Origin of the sequence: Psychromonas sp. Urea-02u-13 (assembly GCF_002835995.1) — a bacterium.
Classification (GTDB): domain Bacteria; phylum Pseudomonadota; class Gammaproteobacteria; order Enterobacterales; family Psychromonadaceae; genus Psychromonas.
Window position 1 is genome coordinate 1 of record NZ_PJBZ01000050.1, and the last position, 16,527, is coordinate 16,527.

At 39.7% G+C, this 16,527-nt stretch carries 18 protein-coding genes; all 18 read left to right on the forward strand.

From position 1 onward, the window contains the following. Positions 1–848 precede the first annotated feature (848 nt). The 18 genes from CXF74_RS07635 to CXF74_RS07720 all read left to right on the forward strand — a co-directional run bounded on the left by CXF74_RS07635 (position 849) and on the right by CXF74_RS07720 (position 16,487). Complete coding sequence (locus CXF74_RS07635; RefSeq protein WP_101081826.1) at positions 849–1,199, forward strand: flagellar basal body protein; 351 nt, start codon at positions 849–851, stop codon at positions 1,197–1,199. 1 nt (position 1,200) lies between these two features. After that, the gene (flgC, locus tag CXF74_RS07640) at positions 1,201–1,632 is read left to right on the forward strand and encodes a flagellar basal body rod protein FlgC (RefSeq protein WP_101081827.1); all 432 of its coding nucleotides are present in this window, start codon (positions 1,201–1,203) and stop codon (positions 1,630–1,632) included. A 1-nt stretch (position 1,633) separates the two neighbouring features. Next, entirely contained in the window at positions 1,634–2,332 is a 699-nt protein-coding gene (flgD, locus tag CXF74_RS07645) for a flagellar hook assembly protein FlgD (RefSeq protein WP_101081828.1), read from the forward strand. A 31-nt stretch (positions 2,333–2,363) separates the two neighbouring features. Beyond that, positions 2,364–3,560 (forward strand): flagellar hook protein FlgE, encoded by a 1,197-nt coding sequence (gene flgE / locus CXF74_RS07650; protein ID WP_101081829.1) that lies wholly within the window; start codon positions 2,364–2,366, stop codon positions 3,558–3,560. A gap of 8 nt (positions 3,561–3,568) precedes the next feature. After that, on the forward strand, positions 3,569–4,300 hold the full coding sequence (locus CXF74_RS07655; RefSeq protein ID WP_101081830.1) for a flagellar basal body rod protein FlgF: 732 nt from the start codon (positions 3,569–3,571) through the stop codon (positions 4,298–4,300). Between the two features lie 4 nt (positions 4,301–4,304). Further along, on the forward strand, positions 4,305–5,090 hold the full coding sequence (gene flgG / locus CXF74_RS07660; protein ID WP_101081831.1) for a flagellar basal-body rod protein FlgG: 786 nt from the start codon (positions 4,305–4,307) through the stop codon (positions 5,088–5,090). Between the two features lie 36 nt (positions 5,091–5,126). Continuing rightward, the gene (flgH, locus tag CXF74_RS07665; RefSeq protein ID WP_101081832.1) at positions 5,127–5,774 is read left to right on the forward strand and encodes a flagellar basal body L-ring protein FlgH; all 648 of its coding nucleotides are present in this window, start codon (positions 5,127–5,129) and stop codon (positions 5,772–5,774) included. A gap of 26 nt (positions 5,775–5,800) precedes the next feature. Then, positions 5,801–6,898, forward strand: coding sequence for a flagellar basal body P-ring protein FlgI (locus CXF74_RS07670; protein ID WP_442965945.1), 1,098 nt, complete (start codon positions 5,801–5,803; stop codon positions 6,896–6,898). 7 nt (positions 6,899–6,905) lie between these two features. Further along, positions 6,906–7,292 (forward strand): rod-binding protein, encoded by a 387-nt coding sequence (locus CXF74_RS07675; protein WP_101081834.1) that lies wholly within the window; start codon positions 6,906–6,908, stop codon positions 7,290–7,292. Positions 7,293–7,294: 2 nt separating this feature from the next. Next, positions 7,295–8,650 (forward strand): flagellar hook-associated protein FlgK, encoded by a 1,356-nt coding sequence (gene flgK / locus CXF74_RS07680; protein WP_101081835.1) that lies wholly within the window; start codon positions 7,295–7,297, stop codon positions 8,648–8,650. A gap of 14 nt (positions 8,651–8,664) precedes the next feature. Beyond that, positions 8,665–9,552 (forward strand): hypothetical protein, encoded by an 888-nt coding sequence (locus CXF74_RS07685; protein WP_101081836.1) that lies wholly within the window; start codon positions 8,665–8,667, stop codon positions 9,550–9,552. A gap of 272 nt (positions 9,553–9,824) precedes the next feature. Further along, a complete protein-coding gene (fliE, locus tag CXF74_RS07690) occupies positions 9,825–10,148 on the forward strand; it encodes a flagellar hook-basal body complex protein FliE (protein ID WP_101081837.1) in 324 nt (107 codons plus the stop codon). Positions 10,149–10,162: 14 nt separating this feature from the next. Then, the gene (gene fliF, locus CXF74_RS07695) at positions 10,163–11,878 is read left to right on the forward strand and encodes a flagellar basal-body MS-ring/collar protein FliF (protein ID WP_101081838.1); all 1,716 of its coding nucleotides are present in this window, start codon (positions 10,163–10,165) and stop codon (positions 11,876–11,878) included. 7 nt (positions 11,879–11,885) lie between these two features. Next, entirely contained in the window at positions 11,886–12,935 is a 1,050-nt protein-coding gene (locus tag CXF74_RS07700; RefSeq protein ID WP_101081839.1) for a FliG C-terminal domain-containing protein, read from the forward strand. Between the two features lie 3 nt (positions 12,936–12,938). Next, on the forward strand, positions 12,939–13,604 hold the full coding sequence (locus CXF74_RS07705; RefSeq protein ID WP_101081840.1) for a FliH/SctL family protein: 666 nt from the start codon (positions 12,939–12,941) through the stop codon (positions 13,602–13,604). Next, positions 13,601–14,908: a FliI/YscN family ATPase gene (locus tag CXF74_RS07710; RefSeq protein WP_101081841.1), complete on the forward strand. Its 1,308-nt coding sequence runs from the start codon at positions 13,601–13,603 to the stop codon at positions 14,906–14,908. The genes CXF74_RS07705 and CXF74_RS07710 overlap by 4 nt, the downstream gene beginning before the upstream one ends. A 90-nt stretch (positions 14,909–14,998) precedes the next feature. Beyond that, a complete protein-coding gene (gene parM / locus CXF74_RS07715) occupies positions 14,999–16,006 on the forward strand; it encodes a plasmid segregation protein ParM domain-containing protein (RefSeq protein ID WP_101081842.1) in 1,008 nt (335 codons plus the stop codon). Continuing rightward, positions 15,987–16,487 carry a hypothetical protein gene (locus CXF74_RS07720; protein ID WP_157822350.1) on the forward strand — a complete coding sequence of 167 codons (501 nt, stop codon included), beginning with the start codon at positions 15,987–15,989 and terminating at the stop codon, positions 16,485–16,487. The genes parM and CXF74_RS07720 overlap by 20 nt, the downstream gene beginning before the upstream one ends. Positions 16,488–16,527: the final 40 nt, after the last annotated feature.

A 16,527-nucleotide genomic window follows, 5' to 3' on the forward strand; every position in this document is an offset into this window, starting at 1 on the left:
CACGTTCATTCCCATCACTTACTTTGGAATGACGTAATTCTAATGCTGATTTTAGCGCGAATGATAACTTGATTTTATTCATTCAGGTAGTTTGATCTCATTTACAAAAAAATCAAGCATCTTCATTGATCACGGGTATAGAAGGATATCGTGAAGCTTATGCTCTACTTTTGATTGTTGGCGATGATCAGGGATTGGTGAAAAATGTTCATTAAAGGCTGATAACATTTGAGGCCCTATGAATAAGAAGCCTATTTGATCACACTTGGCTCAAAATTAAAAGTTCATGATCTTACCCTGGCCAACAGCACTTTAATTAGGGCTAAATATCAATTCATATCTTACTTGTGGTAATTTTTGTTGCTTGTATTCTCTGTGAGAACACCCAAAAACAATAAAGTGTCATCATCTTGTAGAGCCTCGCTCTCAATAAGTGTGATACATCTCGTGTTATAGCTGTATTGTATTTTAATGTTTGGGTAGTAATTTCTCTTTTTTTTGATTAAGTCAACTAAGTGTGGGTTTGCATCTGCTTTATGATCCTAACGTAGATTCTTTGTTTTTTGGGTTGGTTTTTGTTCGAAATTGGAGGTTTTTTACTTTTTTGTGCAATTTACTTAGTTCAGGATAAAAAACGCAGAATGATTTTTTTATTAGTTTTTTATAAATTATTGGTCTTCTTGCGTTGCTTTTTTATGTCTAATTATGGGGAGGGGGCTATGAACCCTTGCTTTTAAAGACAAAAAGATAATTAAAATTTGATTGGTAATGTTTTTTTTTGTCAATAGAATATTTAATTGTAAATAATTAGTTGCGGTTGTGATGACCTTTTTGATGTGGATAATAATATGGCACTAAAACTAGATACTGCACTGGGTATACACCCTCAAATGCTGCAATATCGTACCCAGCGGATGCAAATATTAGCCAATAATATGGCAAATTCCGACACGCCAAATTATAAAGCGCAAGACCTCACTTTTTTGTCATCATTCGAGATGGTAAATAACAGCCGTGAACTTACCGTCTCGCCAGAAGCAAAATATAGAATCCCTCATCAACGCTCATTGACAGGAAATACTGTCGAGTTGAGTGTGGAACAAGCGAAGTTTGCTGAAACAACGGCAAATTACCAATTCAGCCTTAATTTTTTGAAAATGAAAATATCAGGTTTGAAATCTGCAATAGAAGGAAGATAGGGTGTCATTTGGGCAAATATTTAATACCGCCGCTTCAGCAATGACTGCGCAAACCATCAGACTAAATACAATTTCTAGTAATTTGGCTAATGCGGATTCAGTTTCTGGCAACAAAGATCGGGTTTACAAGGCGTTAAAGCCCGTATTTGCGACTATTTATAGCGATATAAATACTTCGACACAGGAATACCGAGCGGCTTCTGCGAAAGTAATGGTCGCCGATGTTGTTTCATTGGATTCACTGATACAAAAAAGACATGAGCCAGATAACCCGTTATCAAATGCCGAGGGAAATGTGTTTTATTCTGGTATTAGCCCTGTCTCTGAAATGGCGGATATGATGTCTGCAAGCCGTAGTTTTGAAATGAATGTCGAAGTGCTTGGTAATGCCAAGTCTATGCAGCAATCCTTAATTAGACTATTGGAGGTCTAAAATGGCTTTACCTCTGTACACACCATCAAGCACTAATGTGGGGGCTCTCGCTACACAAGCTAATGACCAAAATGTGGTGAATAACCCGAATGACAGCGGTTCTATGAAAAACGAATTTTTGACATTAATGGTCGCACAAATACAAAATCAAGACCCATTGAATCCTACGGATGGCACGGAATACGTGTCTCAATTAGCGCTATTTTCTCAGGTGGAAGGTACTGAGAATATGGTCAAGCTAATGCAGAATAACTTGGTGATGATGGATAACATGCAAGTGCTTACGACAGCGGGTTTAGTGGGGCAAAGTGTCTTAGTTTATGGTAATGAGTTTAATATTGATGGTAAAGAAGGCCAATCCGTTGCTGGCAAAATTGAGCTAACCGCACCATCCTCACAAGTTAACCTGATTATTGAAGACGCACATGGGAAAAAGCAAACTGTTTCCCTCGGCGCTCAATCGGCGGGCTCTGTCAATTTTGATCTTGATTTAGAAAATTTAGATTTAGCTAAGGGAGGTTACTCAATCTCTGTTGAGCTAAGTAACGGCCAAAATTATAAACCAACAGTGCAAATGGCTGGGAAAATAGATTCGATCAATATACCCGCAACTGGTGGTGCATCTCAAGTATCTATAAGAGGGTTAGGCACCGTGCCCTTTTATGATATTAGTCAGTTTGACGAAAAAACAGATTCATAATAAACGTTAACTTTAAAAAGGACCTAATAAGATGAGCTTTAATATCTCTATCAGTGGTTTGCAGGCGACGAGCGAACAGCTGAACTCAATTTCAAATAATATTGCTAACGTTTCAACATCAGGATTTAAAGGCTCTCGAACCGAGTTTTCGTCGGTTTATAATGGCATGCAAGCAGGTGGCGTTGAAGTCGCTGGCATATCTCAGAACTTTGACCTAAATGGCAGTTTGCAGACGACGGGTCGTGCAATGGATTTAGGGTTAACGGGGGCTGGTTTTTTCAGTACTGTCGATAGTAAAGGCCAAAGCGTTTATACACGTTCAGGGGCGTTTACTGTCAATAAAGATAATACGATAGTATCTGGGCAAGGCAATAAATTACAAGGATATAGCGTAGATGCTAAGGCCAATATCCAGCAAGGTAAAATAGGTGATTTAACCATATCAAATGCGCAACTTGCCGCGAGCGCAACTAGCAAAGTAGATTTCAGTGCAAACTTTGATGCAAGAGCCACAGCTATCAGTACGCCGTTTGATGCAAGTGATGCAACTACGTTTACCTCATCTTATACAACAGAGACTTTTGACTCGCTAGGTAATTCACATACAACTTCTCAGTACTTTGTAAAAACGGCGGATAATACCTGGCAAGCGCATGTGACCGTAGATGGGAATGATGTGACACCTGTGCCTACACCGATCATTAATTTCAATAGCGATGGGTCTCTAAATACAACAACTTCGACAGTACCTTTTACCCTTAATACCTTCCCGCTAGGCGCGGATCCGATGACGGTTGCAGTCGACATAACAGGTTCAACGCAATACGCCGCAGACTTTGGTGTAAGTAAAAACAATCCTGATGGTTATACCTCTGGTGAGCTAGCAGGTATTCGCATTGAAGATAACGGCATGATTTACGCACAATATTCTAATGGTCAAAATCAGCTCCAAGGCCAGGTTATTATTGCTGACTTTCCAAACCCTAATGGGTTGGTACAAGGCAGTGGTACATCTTGGACGCAGTCTTTTGCGTCGGGGGCACCTATTGTTGGGACTGCAGGATCTGGCGTTTTTGGTAGTATGCAGGCCGGTGTGTTAGAAGGTTCTAACGTTGACTTAACGACTGAGCTTGTTGATTTAATGACCGCGCAACGTAACTACCAAGCAAATACCAAGACAATTACTGCGACCGATAAGATGACGCAAACACTATTTAACGCAGTGTAGATTAATTTATGAATCCAATATTATATACCGCGGCGGGAAGCGCTAATAAAGCCATATTATCTCAGCATGTGCGTAGCAATAACATGGCAAATTCTAATACGACTGGTTTCAAAGCAGTACTTGAACGCTCAACACCCATTTTTAGAGGTGGGGATGGTTTTGAAACAAGTACCACTAGCCGAAGTAACTCCACAGGGGTCGACTTTTCTGCTGGCGAGCTAACACGAACAGGTCGCGCATTAGATTTGGCCATTAATGGCAATGGTTTCTTTGCTGTTTTGGATGATCAAGGTAATGAGAGTTATACCCGTGCAGGTAATGTGACGGCTTCAAAAAATGGCACGTTAATGGTTAACAATAGAGATGTGTTAGATGAAAATGGAGCGCCGATTGTGCTACCAATTTATCAGGATCTAAATATTAGCGAGAAAGGCATTGTCAATATAGTACCGAATGGTGGTGGCGCAAGTGTGACTGTTGCCAAAGTTAAATTAGTGAATCCTAGTCTTGAAAACTTAACCTTAAATAAGGGTGGCACGTTTGATTCAAACGTGCCATTAGAATCAGATAGTAGCGTAATAATGGCCTCTGGTTATTTAGAAAGTTCTAATGTCTCTCCTATTACTGAAATGATGGCCGTGATGATGTCAACGAGACAATATGAGATACAAGTGAAAATGATGAAAGCGGCTGACAAGTTGGCAGCGTCGGGTAATCAATTAGTTTCTGCAAGAGGGTAATGCAATGCAAGCTGCTTTATGGATAAGTAAAACAGGGATGGCCGCGCAAGATGCGAAGATGACGGCTATTTCAAATAACTTGGCAAATATTAATACTGTCGGATTCAAACGTGACCGAGTGATTTTTGAAGATCTATTTTATTCAATTCAGACTCAGGCTGGCTCCCCTGTAGATGGAGACAATAATTTACCCACCGGTGTTCAATTAGGTAATGGTGTGCGTGTTGTTGGCACGCAAAAAGTACATACGCAAGGCGGAGTGCAAAATACCCATCAAGAACTCGATCTTGCCATTGTGGGTTCAGGCTTTTTTCAAGTAGAGAACTCGGATGGAGAAATTATGTTTTCTCGTAACGGCCAGTTCAATATAAATGAAGATGGTCAAGTAGTTAATACCGCAGGTTTGCCACTGGTCCCCGAAATGACAATACCCGAGGGGGCGACCTCCATTTCTATTGATATTGAAGGTGGTGTGAGCGTGACAATGGCTGGACAAGTCAATATGGACAGAATTGGCGAGATAACATTAGCCACCTTTATGAATCCATCTGGTTTGTCAGCAAATGGAGGCAATCTTTACCGTGAAACAGAAGCGAGCGGTGCGCCAAATGAAGTCACTGCGGGTATTGATGGTGCTGGGATAATTAAGCAAGGCGCGTTGGAAGGCTCAAATGTTCAGGTTGTTACAGAGATGGTTGACATGATAGCCACTCAACGCGCTTATGAAATGAGTGCAAAAATGGTATCTGCTGCCGATGAGATGCTTCAATATATCGCGCAAGCGACATAACCACAGTTAAAATATGTTCATGGGAAGGGAGACCTTATGTCGCTAAAAAAAACATTGATAATCATTTCACTTTTATTGCTGAGTGCTTGTTCAATACGCCCGGAATTTGTTCCTCCATCACCTGACAGTGTTGAATTTGCGCCACCCAAACTCGACTATTCACTTCCGAAGCCTCGCCATGGAAGCTTATATCGCAGTAAAAACTCCTTCTCATTGTTTACCGATACCCGTGCTTTCCAAGTGGGCGATATTCTAATGGTTTATCTTGATGAGGAAACGTCATCTAAAAAAAATGCTGGCACTAAGTTAGGTAAGAGTTCGGGTATTAGCATAGCGATACCTGACTATGGAGAAAGCGTTGACGTTGATAGGACATTTAAGGGGGAGGGAACAAGCTCTCAGCAAAATAAACTCAGTGGCACTATTACCGTCACCGTTTACGAAGTGCTGCCTAATGGCGTGTTGCGTGTGAGAGGCGAAAAATGGATCACTTTAAATCAAGGCGATGAATTTATTCGCTTGTCGGGCAATGTCCGTGTTGAGGATATCGATAATGGAAATGGAATCGCTTCAGGGCGTATAGCAGACGCGCGAATTACCTATGCAGGAAAAGGTGCGCTTGCTGACAGTAATGCCCCTGGTTGGTTGATGCAATTACTTTCATCACCATGGATTCCGATTTAAAGTGCGAAGGATTAGTAATGTTAAACATGTTTAAAGGTGCATTGGTTTCTATTTTATTGCTTTTGCCACAAGTGAGTTATTCGGAAAGTTTGATGAATATTGTGGATATCAAAGGTATTCGATCTAATGAAATAGTCGGTTATGGTCTAGTAGTTGGTTTGGACGGTACGGGCGATAAGAGTCAGGTTAAATTTACCAGCCAATCTGTCACGAATATGATCAAGCAATTTGGTGTTCAGTTGGATGACCGGTCAAATCCAAAAATAAAAAATGTCGCGGCGGTATCGGTGACGGCAACGATTAGCCCAATGCTCGGAGAAGGGCAAAAAATCAATGTCATAGTCTCAAGCTTGGGTGATGCAACAAGTTTACGTGGTGGGACATTAATACTAACGCCTTTACATAGTATTGATGGCGAGGTTTATGCGGTAGCACAGGGCAATGTAACAGTAGGTGGTCTAAGTGCTAAAGGGGAAGATGGAAGCAGTATAACAATTAACATACCGACAGTAGGGCGCATTCCAAACGGTGCGGTACTTGAGAGAGAAGTGCCTAATACGTTCAATGAAAGCCGCGTTGTTACGCTTAATTTACGTAAACCAAATTTCACCACAGCGAAAAATATTTCATCGAGCATTAATAAGATATTCGGGGCGGGTGTTGCAGAGCCAGTCAACTTCGCAAGTGTAGAGGTCACGGCACCGATGGGGCGTACACAACGCGTTGCTTTCATGTCGATGCTTGATGAGATCGAGGTAGAGCAAGGTAAAGATAAAGCACGTCTTATCTTTAACTCTCGTACCGGCACAGTGGTGATAAGTAAAGCGGTAAGGATATCAGAGGTCGCGATTTCTCATGGTGGTATTACCATTTCTATCCAAGAAGATAGTCAGGTAAGTCAGGCGAATGCCTTTTCAGAACGGGGCACTACTGAGATCATAAAAGATTCAACGATTAATATTAATAAGGATGATTCTACTATGATGGTGTGGCCTGAGGGTGTTGATTTAAGAACCATTGTTAATGCAGTAAACCAACTAGGTGCATCGGTTGATGATCTAATGCAAATCCTGCAGGCGTTAGATGCTGCTGGTGCATTAAATGCCGAATTAATCGTTATTTAGGAATCAGATGACTATCCCTGTAATTCAAGGCAACGTATCTCTTTACAGCGATACGCACGCTATTAACAAAATAAAGTATCAAGCGGATACGGACGGTGCACTCAAACTGGCTGCACAGCAGTTTGAAGCCATGTTGTATCAACAAATACTTAAGAGTATGCGTGCATCAACGGACATTATTAATGACGATGAAAATGCTTTATCTAATAAAGACCAAGGCGGCATGCGAGATATGTATGATGGCCAGTTAGCGTTGCATATGGCGAGTGGTGGCGCGGGTTCTATCTCGGATATGTTAATTCAGCAGTTATCACCCAGCAAAATCGAGACGTTAAATAAACGTGTAATAACCAATGATATTGTATTACAAAAAATATTAACTGCTAAGGATTAGATATGAGCATTTTAAATACCGCGTTATCAGGCGCTAATGCCAATCGTGCTGCACTCAATGTGACGGCATTAAATATTGCCAATGCCCATACTGTAGGTTACTCACGACAGCAGGCGATGCAAGCAACAACCGGTGCAACAGGGGCGTCAATCGGCGGTGTTGAAGTGACTAGCATACGGCGCATAGCAGATGACTTTATAAGCGCTCAAATATGGTCGAGTAAAAGTGAACTGGGTAATGCTAGCTATTCCATGGAGAACTTTGCAAAGCTAGAGGAGATAATGGGTATTGAGGGTTATAATATTTCATCAGGAATGGATGATTTTTTTGGCGCTATTAGCGAAAGTACGACAGGGGCTGAGTCTACTGCGCTCAGGCAAAAAGTATTGTCACAAGCTGATAGTTTAGCGCAGCGCTTTTCTGGGTTAAGTAATGCAATCCAGGACCAACATCAAAAATTATCCGATGATAGAAACAGTAGCATCATTAATATTAATGAATTACTCGGTTCTATCGCCACCAATACAGAATCCATAATTGCGATAGGTGGGTCTTCAGCGATACTTGAAGATCAACGAGATCTATTAGTTGGTCAGTTATCAGAGTTGGTAGACTTAGAGATAAACAAAGGCTCGGGAGGGGAACTTCAGTTATCCTTACCAAATGGCCAACCTTTACTTATTAATAGTAAAATAGGTGAATTGCAAGCAACACCATTAGCATCTGACCCTTTGCAAGCCACGTTAAATGTCATCTTTAATGGCAACAAGTTCCCTGTGTCAACTAACGCAGGAGGACAGCTAGGTGCAATAGAAACATCGCAAAAAAATGATCTTATTCCCCTTATTGATGCATTGGACGATATGACTGTTTTCCTTGCCGATGGCATTAATACTGCCTTGTCTGGAGGAACGGATATGAAGGGAAACTCACCCGCAGTGGATTTGTTTTTTTATGATCCTAGTAATCCTGCTGCAACACTGGTCGTCAATGACCTATCTCCCGATCAACTTGCTTTTTCTAAAACAGGTGCACCTGGTGATGGTGGCATATTAGAGGAATTATTAGCCATAACAGGCACTAAATTTTCAGTGACAGGCCAAGGCTTCATCAGCCTTGATGAAGCCTTTAGTTCTATAACGGGTGACGTGGCATTTTCGAGTAGAAAGTCTCAATCAACTTTTGATTCTAGCACTTCATTATACAATCAAGTTCAATCCTCGCGTGAGCAATTGAGTGGTGTAAGTAGTGAGGAAGAAAGCGCAAACTTAATGATGTATGCGAACTCATATGAAGCAAATATGAAGGTTATCAGCACTGCTAATCAAATGTTTAATACTATTTTAAATGCTTTTTAAGAAGGAACTTGATAATGAGAGTATCAGATACACAATTTAATAATGTCATGCTCAATGGTATGGCAGAGAGTAAGAAAAAACTAACGACGTTAATGGAACAATTGCATGCGGCTGAAAAGCTAACAAAAATTTCAGATGATCCCGTTGCCTCAGTAAAATTGCTGGGTCTGGAGAAAACGCTTAATGAAACTACCCAGTACATCACTAATATCGAAAGTATAAAAAGTGAATACCAGCGCTATGAAACGCAGATCAGTAGTATCGAAAGTAACTTGCAGGATGCAAACGCACTTATTCTTTTAGCAAAAAATAATACCGCGGATAGCTCAAGCTTTGTCATTGAATTGGAATCCTTAAAAGAGAATTTTATCGCTACTTTTAATTCAAAAGATAATTATGGAGCGTATCTTTTTGCTGGTACCGCCAGTAACGAAGTTCCATTCATTAAAGACGTAGCAACCGGTGAATGGGCTGTTAATCCTAACATCAATAGTGATACCAGTGAAGCTGTGGTTGGAGAGGGGCTGAAGCTGACGAATAACTTTACTCTTGATGATGTTGATGCTAAAGATATTTTAGACTTTATGAGCACGACAATAATACAGTTAAATAGCGCGAACCCTGACATGGATGCTGTCGGGAAGGCCCATGACCAATTATTGAACTCCTTAGGCAATGTATCAGCTTCACACGCTAAACTCGGTAGTGGCATTAATAATATGGATCGCCTACAAGAAACCCATATAGATACTGAGCTTTTTGCTACCAAGCTTGAAGGGGACTTAAAAAACCTTAACTTTGATGAAGCTGCTGTGAAAGTAGATAGTTACTCACTGGCATTGCAAGTAAGCCAAAAGACGTTTATTAAATTAAGCGGTTTATCAATGTTCAAGCTGATGTAGGTATGGTGGCATTTTAATAAATTGTGTTATCGAATTTTTACAACTTAATTTACTGCATAACCACGTTATTGTGACTTGCACCAGGTGTTTTTCCTGAATTAGCGCAAAGAAATAAAGCAAGTATCAATGTTATATGAAACTTATCTGTGATGAGATTATAGCTTCAAACCTTATCTTTCAGGTATTTAAAAATCACAAGCTCTCGATGTTTAAAAACTACAAGTTATAGTAGAACTACTGACAAATAAGAGCTTCTAAAAAAAGAAATTAAGATGAGCATATCAGCAATTAGTTTACAAAATACATCTCTTGTTCAAAAAATGGACGAGATGAAAGAGCCGGTGATTAAACACAATAATTTTAACGGAGCATCCCCTATCGATTTCAGTAAAGCGTTAGTATCGGTATTGGACGGAGTTAATACACAGCAAGCTGTTGCAACAGATAAAATAAATGCCGTTGGGTTAGGGAAAAGTGACGATATGATCGGTGCTGTTGTAGCCGCTCAGAAAGCGAGTTTATCATTTAGCGCTTTAATGCAAGTACGTAATAAATTGCTATCAGGTTTTGATGAAATTATGAAAATGCCAATTTAATTTAGGGTTATGTAATGGAAAATATAGTTTCTGCAAGAGCGGGCGGACAAAAAAACACAAGCGTAATCGAACGTAATCCATCAAGTAAAAAAAATGAAATGTCGTCTATATCTGCCTTTTCCCAAGGCGAAAAAATTATCAATATAATAAACGGTTCGCGTAAAAATTTTGCTGTTATAACTGCTTTCTTATCAGTGCTGATGATTGTTGTAGTGATATCGTTATGGGCATCATCAAGCAGTTACAAGCAACTTTATGGCGCGCAAGAGCCTTATAATAATAGCGCAATCATTAACGTGTTAGAAGCTGAAGGTATTTCATATAAGATGCAACCTGAGACGGGTGTGATTTTAGTGGAGGATGGGCGAGTTTCAGAAATTCGAATGCTTTTAGCCGCTAAAGGCATTAAAGCCGAACTGCCAGAAGGGTTAACCATCCTTAACAAAGAGTCAACACTTGGTACCAGCCAATTTATAGAAAAAGCGAGATATAATCATGGATTAGAGGGCGAGTTAGCAAAAACTATCATGTCTTTAAACGCGATAAATAAAGCGCGTGTACACCTTGCTATCCCGAAAGAAAATCTTTTTGTAGGGCGATCTAAAACGAAAGCGACTGCTTCTGTATATTTGGATGTAAAAGGAGGTGAGAGCCTTAGTGACGCGCAAATACTTTCCATTGTTAATTTAGTTGCTGGTAGCGTAAATAACCTACAGCCTGAATCTATCAGTGTAACGGATCAATCTGGTCGATTACTGAGTGACGACATAGATAATAAAGACAATACACGCGCATCGTCAAAGCAATCTGACTTTAAAGAAAGTATCGAAAGACAAATAAAAAAACAGGCTCAATCAATGCTGTTGCCTATATTAGGCATAGATAACTTCCGAATTGAAAGTAGTGCAGATATAGATTTCTCTAAGAGAGAAGAGACTAAAGAGTCATTTGAAACGCCTGTTTTGTTAACTCAAACGGTCAAAAATGAGAATGATTTTTCTGAGCTAGCTATCGGCATCCCTGGCTCATTAAGTACAACCCCGCCATTAGTCGACGGTGATCCTGATATCAAGACTCCTAATAAACAACGTACACGTCATCAATCAGATAGTAAATATGCAATCGGTAGTTCAATTACCCATACTCAGTTTCAGCAAGGCGTCATAAACAACATCTCTTTGTCTGTAGTGATTAATGAAGATATTGCGCCTGAAGGGGGATGGCAGGCTGAAGACTTTGGAAAAATAAAAGCGATGCTTGTTGCTGCTGTCGGTAGCGATCTCGAGCGTGGAGATAATATTAATATCACTAGTTTTACGTTTTCGCCCATTCAGTCTGCAATGCCGGTCACCGTGGCATGGTATGAAGAAACATACATTCAATCATTATTGAAAATAATCGCCAGTGCCATTGTTGCGCTGGCACTGGTTTTTTCCGTGTTAAGACCGTTAATGAAGCATATTACCGGCAACAATAATACTGTGAAAGATGATGATTTGTTAGCAGAACTTGCTCCTGCGCATGATGTAAAAGCCGATAAAGAAAAAGAATTTACCGAAAGGCTGAAAGAATATGGCGTTGGGGATATTAACGATAGAAATGATATTGAGGAGTTGATGTTACCAAGCCCTGATTCCCCTTTAAATGTTCAAATTCAGCATTTACAACTTACATCAAAAGAGCAACCTGATCGCGTTAGCGAAATACTGAAGAACTGGATTAACGCATAGGATTATCATGACAGAAACCGAAAATAAAAGAATAGATTCAACGGCTGTATCGACTGACGAAGTAAGCTCTCTAACCAAAGTAGAGCAAGCTGCCTTGTTATTACTTGGCATGGGCGAGGATATTGCAGCCGGTGTTTTACGTAATTTTAGTCGTGATGAAGTGCAAAAAGTAGCCAAGGCAATGTCAACATTGTCCGACATTAAGACGACCCAGGCAAAGGGGGTTATTGAAAAGTTTTTTAGTGATTATAAAAAACATTCTGGTATCCAAGGCGCCTCTAAAAACTTCATTGATAACATGCTAAATAGAGCATTGGATGGAAATATCGCCAAAGGTTTAGTCGCTGATTTATATGGTGATGAAATTAAAAATAAAATGAAAAAGCTTCAGTGGATTTCGGCAGATATTTTGCTGAAAACGATTGTTAATGAAAATGTCAAAATGCAAAGTGTTTTTTTAGCATATTTACCGCCAGAAATAAGTTCTGAAATATTGTCATTGCTGAATGAAGAGTTGCGTGTCGATATCATTTATCGTATTACTCAGATTGAAGATTTAGAAACAAATGTAGCAGACGATTTGTTGGAGTTGATTGAGCGCTGTGCAGATCAATATACTGAAAATAAATCAGGATCATTGAAGGGGGTAAAACAGGTTGCAGATATAATTAATCGTTTTACTGGTGATAAGGCTTCTGTCATTAATTCCTTAAGAGAAATTAATCATAACGTAGTCGAAATGATTGAAGGTGATATGTTTGATTTTTATATTATTAGTAATCAAACAGAAGCGACACTAGAAGAGATTCATAAAGCCGTGAGTGCAGAGTTATGGGCTGTCGCATTGAAAGGGACAACACCTGAGTTCAAAAAAACCATCCAAGGTGCGCTCTCTAAGCGTATGGGAGATGAGCTATTACGTCAAATAAATAATCTTGGTGCAGTGCCGGTTAGTCAGGTTGTCAAGGCACAGTCAGAAATTATGGAGATCATTAAGAATTTGAGTGATAGCAAAGTAATCGATCTTCTTCTATACACTGAAAACACAGTAGAGTAAAAGATGACGGCAATAATACGTATGCGGGATGCAGGTTCATTCTCTTCGTTTAGGTTTATATCTAAAAGCGATGGAGTCATTGACCATACCGATTTAATGGCAGAAAGTGCCCAAGACAAAGAAAAAATAGCCCTTGTTCGTCAATCTGCGATTAATGAAGGGCACTCGTCGGGTTACAAAAAGGGTTTTGAGGAAGGTGAAAAAGAGGGTTATGGGACAGGTTTATTAAAAGGGGCTAAAGAAGGCGCGATAGAAGTAAAATCTGACTTAAACATGACGTTGTCAAGCTTGAACCTAGCCTTGATAGATGTGCAAGATCTTGCTTTAAATACGCAAGACTCCATTAAGAGAACATCAATTTCTGTTATTGAAGAGATAACTAACAAGGTAATCAATAAAGAGTTGTCATTAAACCCTGAAATAATAATTAACTGGATTGATGACAGTATTGCAACATTACCTGAAGTACCTTCTTTTGTGACGGTGACACTCAATAACGAAGACTATGCTCGCATCGTTGGATTGCCTGAATTCAAAGAAAGCGAGACATGGAAATTGAAGTCAAATAGTTTGATTAAAACTGGCTGTTGTGAAGTGAGCACTAATTTGGCGGATATTAAAATAAACCCCCAAGAGAAAATAAAAAAAATACTTGAGCAGGTCGAATGATTCCTCTTATTTCCGTAAAAAACGTAAAAGATATATCGATTGCAACACTGACTGGTAAGGTGATTAATGCCAATAATCAATTGATTATTGCTGAAGGTTGCTTATTTCGGCTTAATCAAGACTGCATTGTGGAAACGGATAAGGAAGAGATAAAAGCAAAAGTTATTGGCATTGACAGAGCGAAAGCTTACCTCATGCCTTACAGCCCATTTTCGACTATTTACGTAGGCTCTAAGGTGATTCCGTTAAATAACACAGAGCATTATTACATTGATGATTCATGGCTTGGGCGCATCTTAGATGCCCGTGGTGAAGCCATTGATGACAAACCGACGCCCACTGGTAAAGATAAAATAACATTGCGTAGTGCAGAAAAGATTAACATTCTTAAAAAGAAACCAATTACAGAAAAGTTTGATGTTGGTGTTAGAGCGATCAACGCACTATTAACCTTAGCAAAAGGGCAGCGCATCGGTTTGGTTGCTGGTAGTGGCGTGGGTAAATCTGTATTGATGGGCATGATCACCCAGTTTTCGGAGGCCGATATTATTGTTGTTGGGCTTATTGGGGAAAGAAATCGAGAAGTAAGAGAGTTTATAGAGCGCAATATTGGTGAAGATGGCATGCAAAAATCGGTGGTGATTGCTGCACCTGCGGATCAATCGCCTTTGATGCGTATACAAGCAACAGAGTTATGCCATTCCGTTGCTGAATATTACCGAGATAAAGGTAAAAACGTATTGTTGCTTGTTGATTCGCTAACGCGTTACGCAATGGCGCAACGTGAAGTGGCGATTGCAATGGGAGAGCCGCCTGCAATCAAAGGTTATCCACCATCGGTATTTTCTTTCATTCCACCGTTATTAGAGCGTTCAGGTAATGGTGGAGAAAATTCAGGGTCAATGACTGCAATTTATACAATATTGTCTGAAGGGGATGAAGATTATGATCCTGTGGTAGACACGGCTAAAGCCATTCTTGATGGTCATATTGTGTTATCTAAAGAGCTCGCGCAGAGAGGTCACTTTCCCGCGATAGATATAGAGAAGTCGATAAGCCGTTGTATGGATTCAATTGTGCTAGATTCACACAGCCAAATAGCAAGACAATGTAAACGACTTTATAGCATGTACCATCAAGCTAAAGACTTAATATCATTAGGTGGTTATCAAGCAGGTAATGATCCTGAGCTAGATGAAGCCATACAGAAACACAGTGGCATTGAATCTATTTTAATGCAAAGTACGACGCAACATGTAAATTTTGAAAGTAGCTGCCAGCAATTGGCAAGGATTTTTAAATAAGCACACGAAGTTACAGTAGTAAATAGTGCTAATACGTAAATTATTAACGTTGCTAATTAATAGCAAAAACATGAAAGGTAAAAATATAAAATGCTTACAATATCAGTAGATGACGGCAGTACCAATGTGAAGGTCTCTTGGTTTAATGGTAAAACAGTGGAAACTATCATTAGTCCAAATTCATTTCGTAAAGGGTGGAAAAGTGCCGGGTTACGTTCAGACAAGGTGATTGCCAATTACCTCATTGGTGAAACAAAATATACCTACGATATTACATCGGATAAGGCATTAGAGACAACCCATATCGATTATCAGTATTCCGATCTTAATTTGCTGTCATTGCACCATGCATTGCTACAAACTGGTTTACCGCCACAAGTAATTAAAGTCGTTGTCACACTGCCTATCACGGTATATTACAATGCAGATGATTGTCAAAAGAACGAAGCTAATATTCAACGTAAAAAAGACAATGTAATGCGTGAAATTTCACTGAATAAAGGCGAAGTTTTTGAAATTAGCTCTGTTGAGGTCATGCCTGAAAGTGTACCAGCCGTACTAACAACGCTAATTGATTCTAGTGCCAGCGAGTTCAGTCGTACTTTAGTGATCGACATAGGTGGTACGACAGTTGATAGTGCCGTTATCGTTGGTCAATTTGAAGAAATCTCTGATATATACGGTAATAATGAAATTGGCATTGGTTTAGTCACCAATACAGCGAGACAGGCACTATCAAATGCTGACAGTGATGCCTCGTATTTAGTGGCCAATGAGCTCATCAAAAATCGTCATAATTTAGAGTTTGTAAAAGAGGTGATTAATGACCTCAGTAAAGTTGATGAGGTGCTTAATAAAATAGAGAACCGAATTAGTGAACTTGCTCAAAATGTTGCAGAAGAGATGAAAAAATTCTGCAAGAATCCAAATCGCGTATATTTAGTTGGTGGCGGTGCTCCGCTTGTTTTTGAAGCAGTAAAAGTGGCCTATGCAACACTGGGTGATAGAGTTGTTATCCTTGAAAATGCGCAAACGGCACTTGCGACAGAGAATATGCTTTATTCACTCAGTGAAAACAGTGACAAGAGTACTGCATGATATGGTTAATGTAAAAATAGTGATTGCCCTTGATGCTAGAAACCCTAATGATAACGTAGCCATTTCAGAGGCTAGGAAGTGGAAAGCGTTACAGGAAAAAGGCAAAAATCAAGCTTACTTGTCAGAGCAAAAAATGGTCTTTATGGCGGGCATATATCTACATACTATCGCGCCTCAACTTTGCAATAAGTTAGCGCAAAACCTGGCTGACGCCTCGCTTGACGACTTGGAATATTTTAACAAGTTAATCTTTGAAAAGGGAGTCAATGAAATACAGCTGGATGGGGTGTTAGATAAGTTAGGTGAAATACAAGATCTAATCAATACAACCATTGAAACAAGTAGACCTTTGTCTGCTGATGCCGTTAAAGAAACGCTATCGATAGCGGAACAAGAGGCGGTGTTGCCAGAGGTAGCAGAAATACAATTGAACGATAAATTAAAAAAAATAGGAAAAATAAAGTCTAAGAAGCTATTTTAAATAGGATGCTCACTAATTGTATTAATGAGCCATACAACAC

Coding starts and splice junctions, on each gene's coding strand:
- CXF74_RS07635 (WP_101081826.1), top strand. CDS start 849: ATGGCACTAAAACTAGATACTGCACTGGGTATACACCCTCAAATGCTG.
- flgD (WP_101081828.1), top strand. CDS start 1,634: ATGGCTTTACCTCTGTACACACCATCAAGCACTAATGTGGGGGCTCTC.
- flgE (WP_101081829.1), top strand. CDS start 2,364: ATGAGCTTTAATATCTCTATCAGTGGTTTGCAGGCGACGAGCGAACAG.
- CXF74_RS07655 (WP_101081830.1), top strand. CDS start 3,569: ATGAATCCAATATTATATACCGCGGCGGGAAGCGCTAATAAAGCCATA.
- flgG (WP_101081831.1), top strand. CDS start 4,305: ATGCAAGCTGCTTTATGGATAAGTAAAACAGGGATGGCCGCGCAAGAT.
- flgH (WP_101081832.1), top strand. CDS start 5,127: ATGTCGCTAAAAAAAACATTGATAATCATTTCACTTTTATTGCTGAGT.
- CXF74_RS07670 (WP_442965945.1), top strand. CDS start 5,801: ATGTTTAAAGGTGCATTGGTTTCTATTTTATTGCTTTTGCCACAAGTG.
- CXF74_RS07675 (WP_101081834.1), top strand. CDS start 6,906: ATGACTATCCCTGTAATTCAAGGCAACGTATCTCTTTACAGCGATACG.
- flgK (WP_101081835.1), top strand. CDS start 7,295: ATGAGCATTTTAAATACCGCGTTATCAGGCGCTAATGCCAATCGTGCT.
- CXF74_RS07685 (WP_101081836.1), top strand. CDS start 8,665: ATGAGAGTATCAGATACACAATTTAATAATGTCATGCTCAATGGTATG.
- fliE (WP_101081837.1), top strand. CDS start 9,825: ATGAGCATATCAGCAATTAGTTTACAAAATACATCTCTTGTTCAAAAA.
- fliF (WP_101081838.1), top strand. CDS start 10,163: ATGGAAAATATAGTTTCTGCAAGAGCGGGCGGACAAAAAAACACAAGC.
- CXF74_RS07700 (WP_101081839.1), top strand. CDS start 11,886: ATGACAGAAACCGAAAATAAAAGAATAGATTCAACGGCTGTATCGACT.
- CXF74_RS07705 (WP_101081840.1), top strand. CDS start 12,939: ATGACGGCAATAATACGTATGCGGGATGCAGGTTCATTCTCTTCGTTT.
- CXF74_RS07710 (WP_101081841.1), top strand. CDS start 13,601: ATGATTCCTCTTATTTCCGTAAAAAACGTAAAAGATATATCGATTGCA.
- parM (WP_101081842.1), top strand. CDS start 14,999: ATGCTTACAATATCAGTAGATGACGGCAGTACCAATGTGAAGGTCTCT.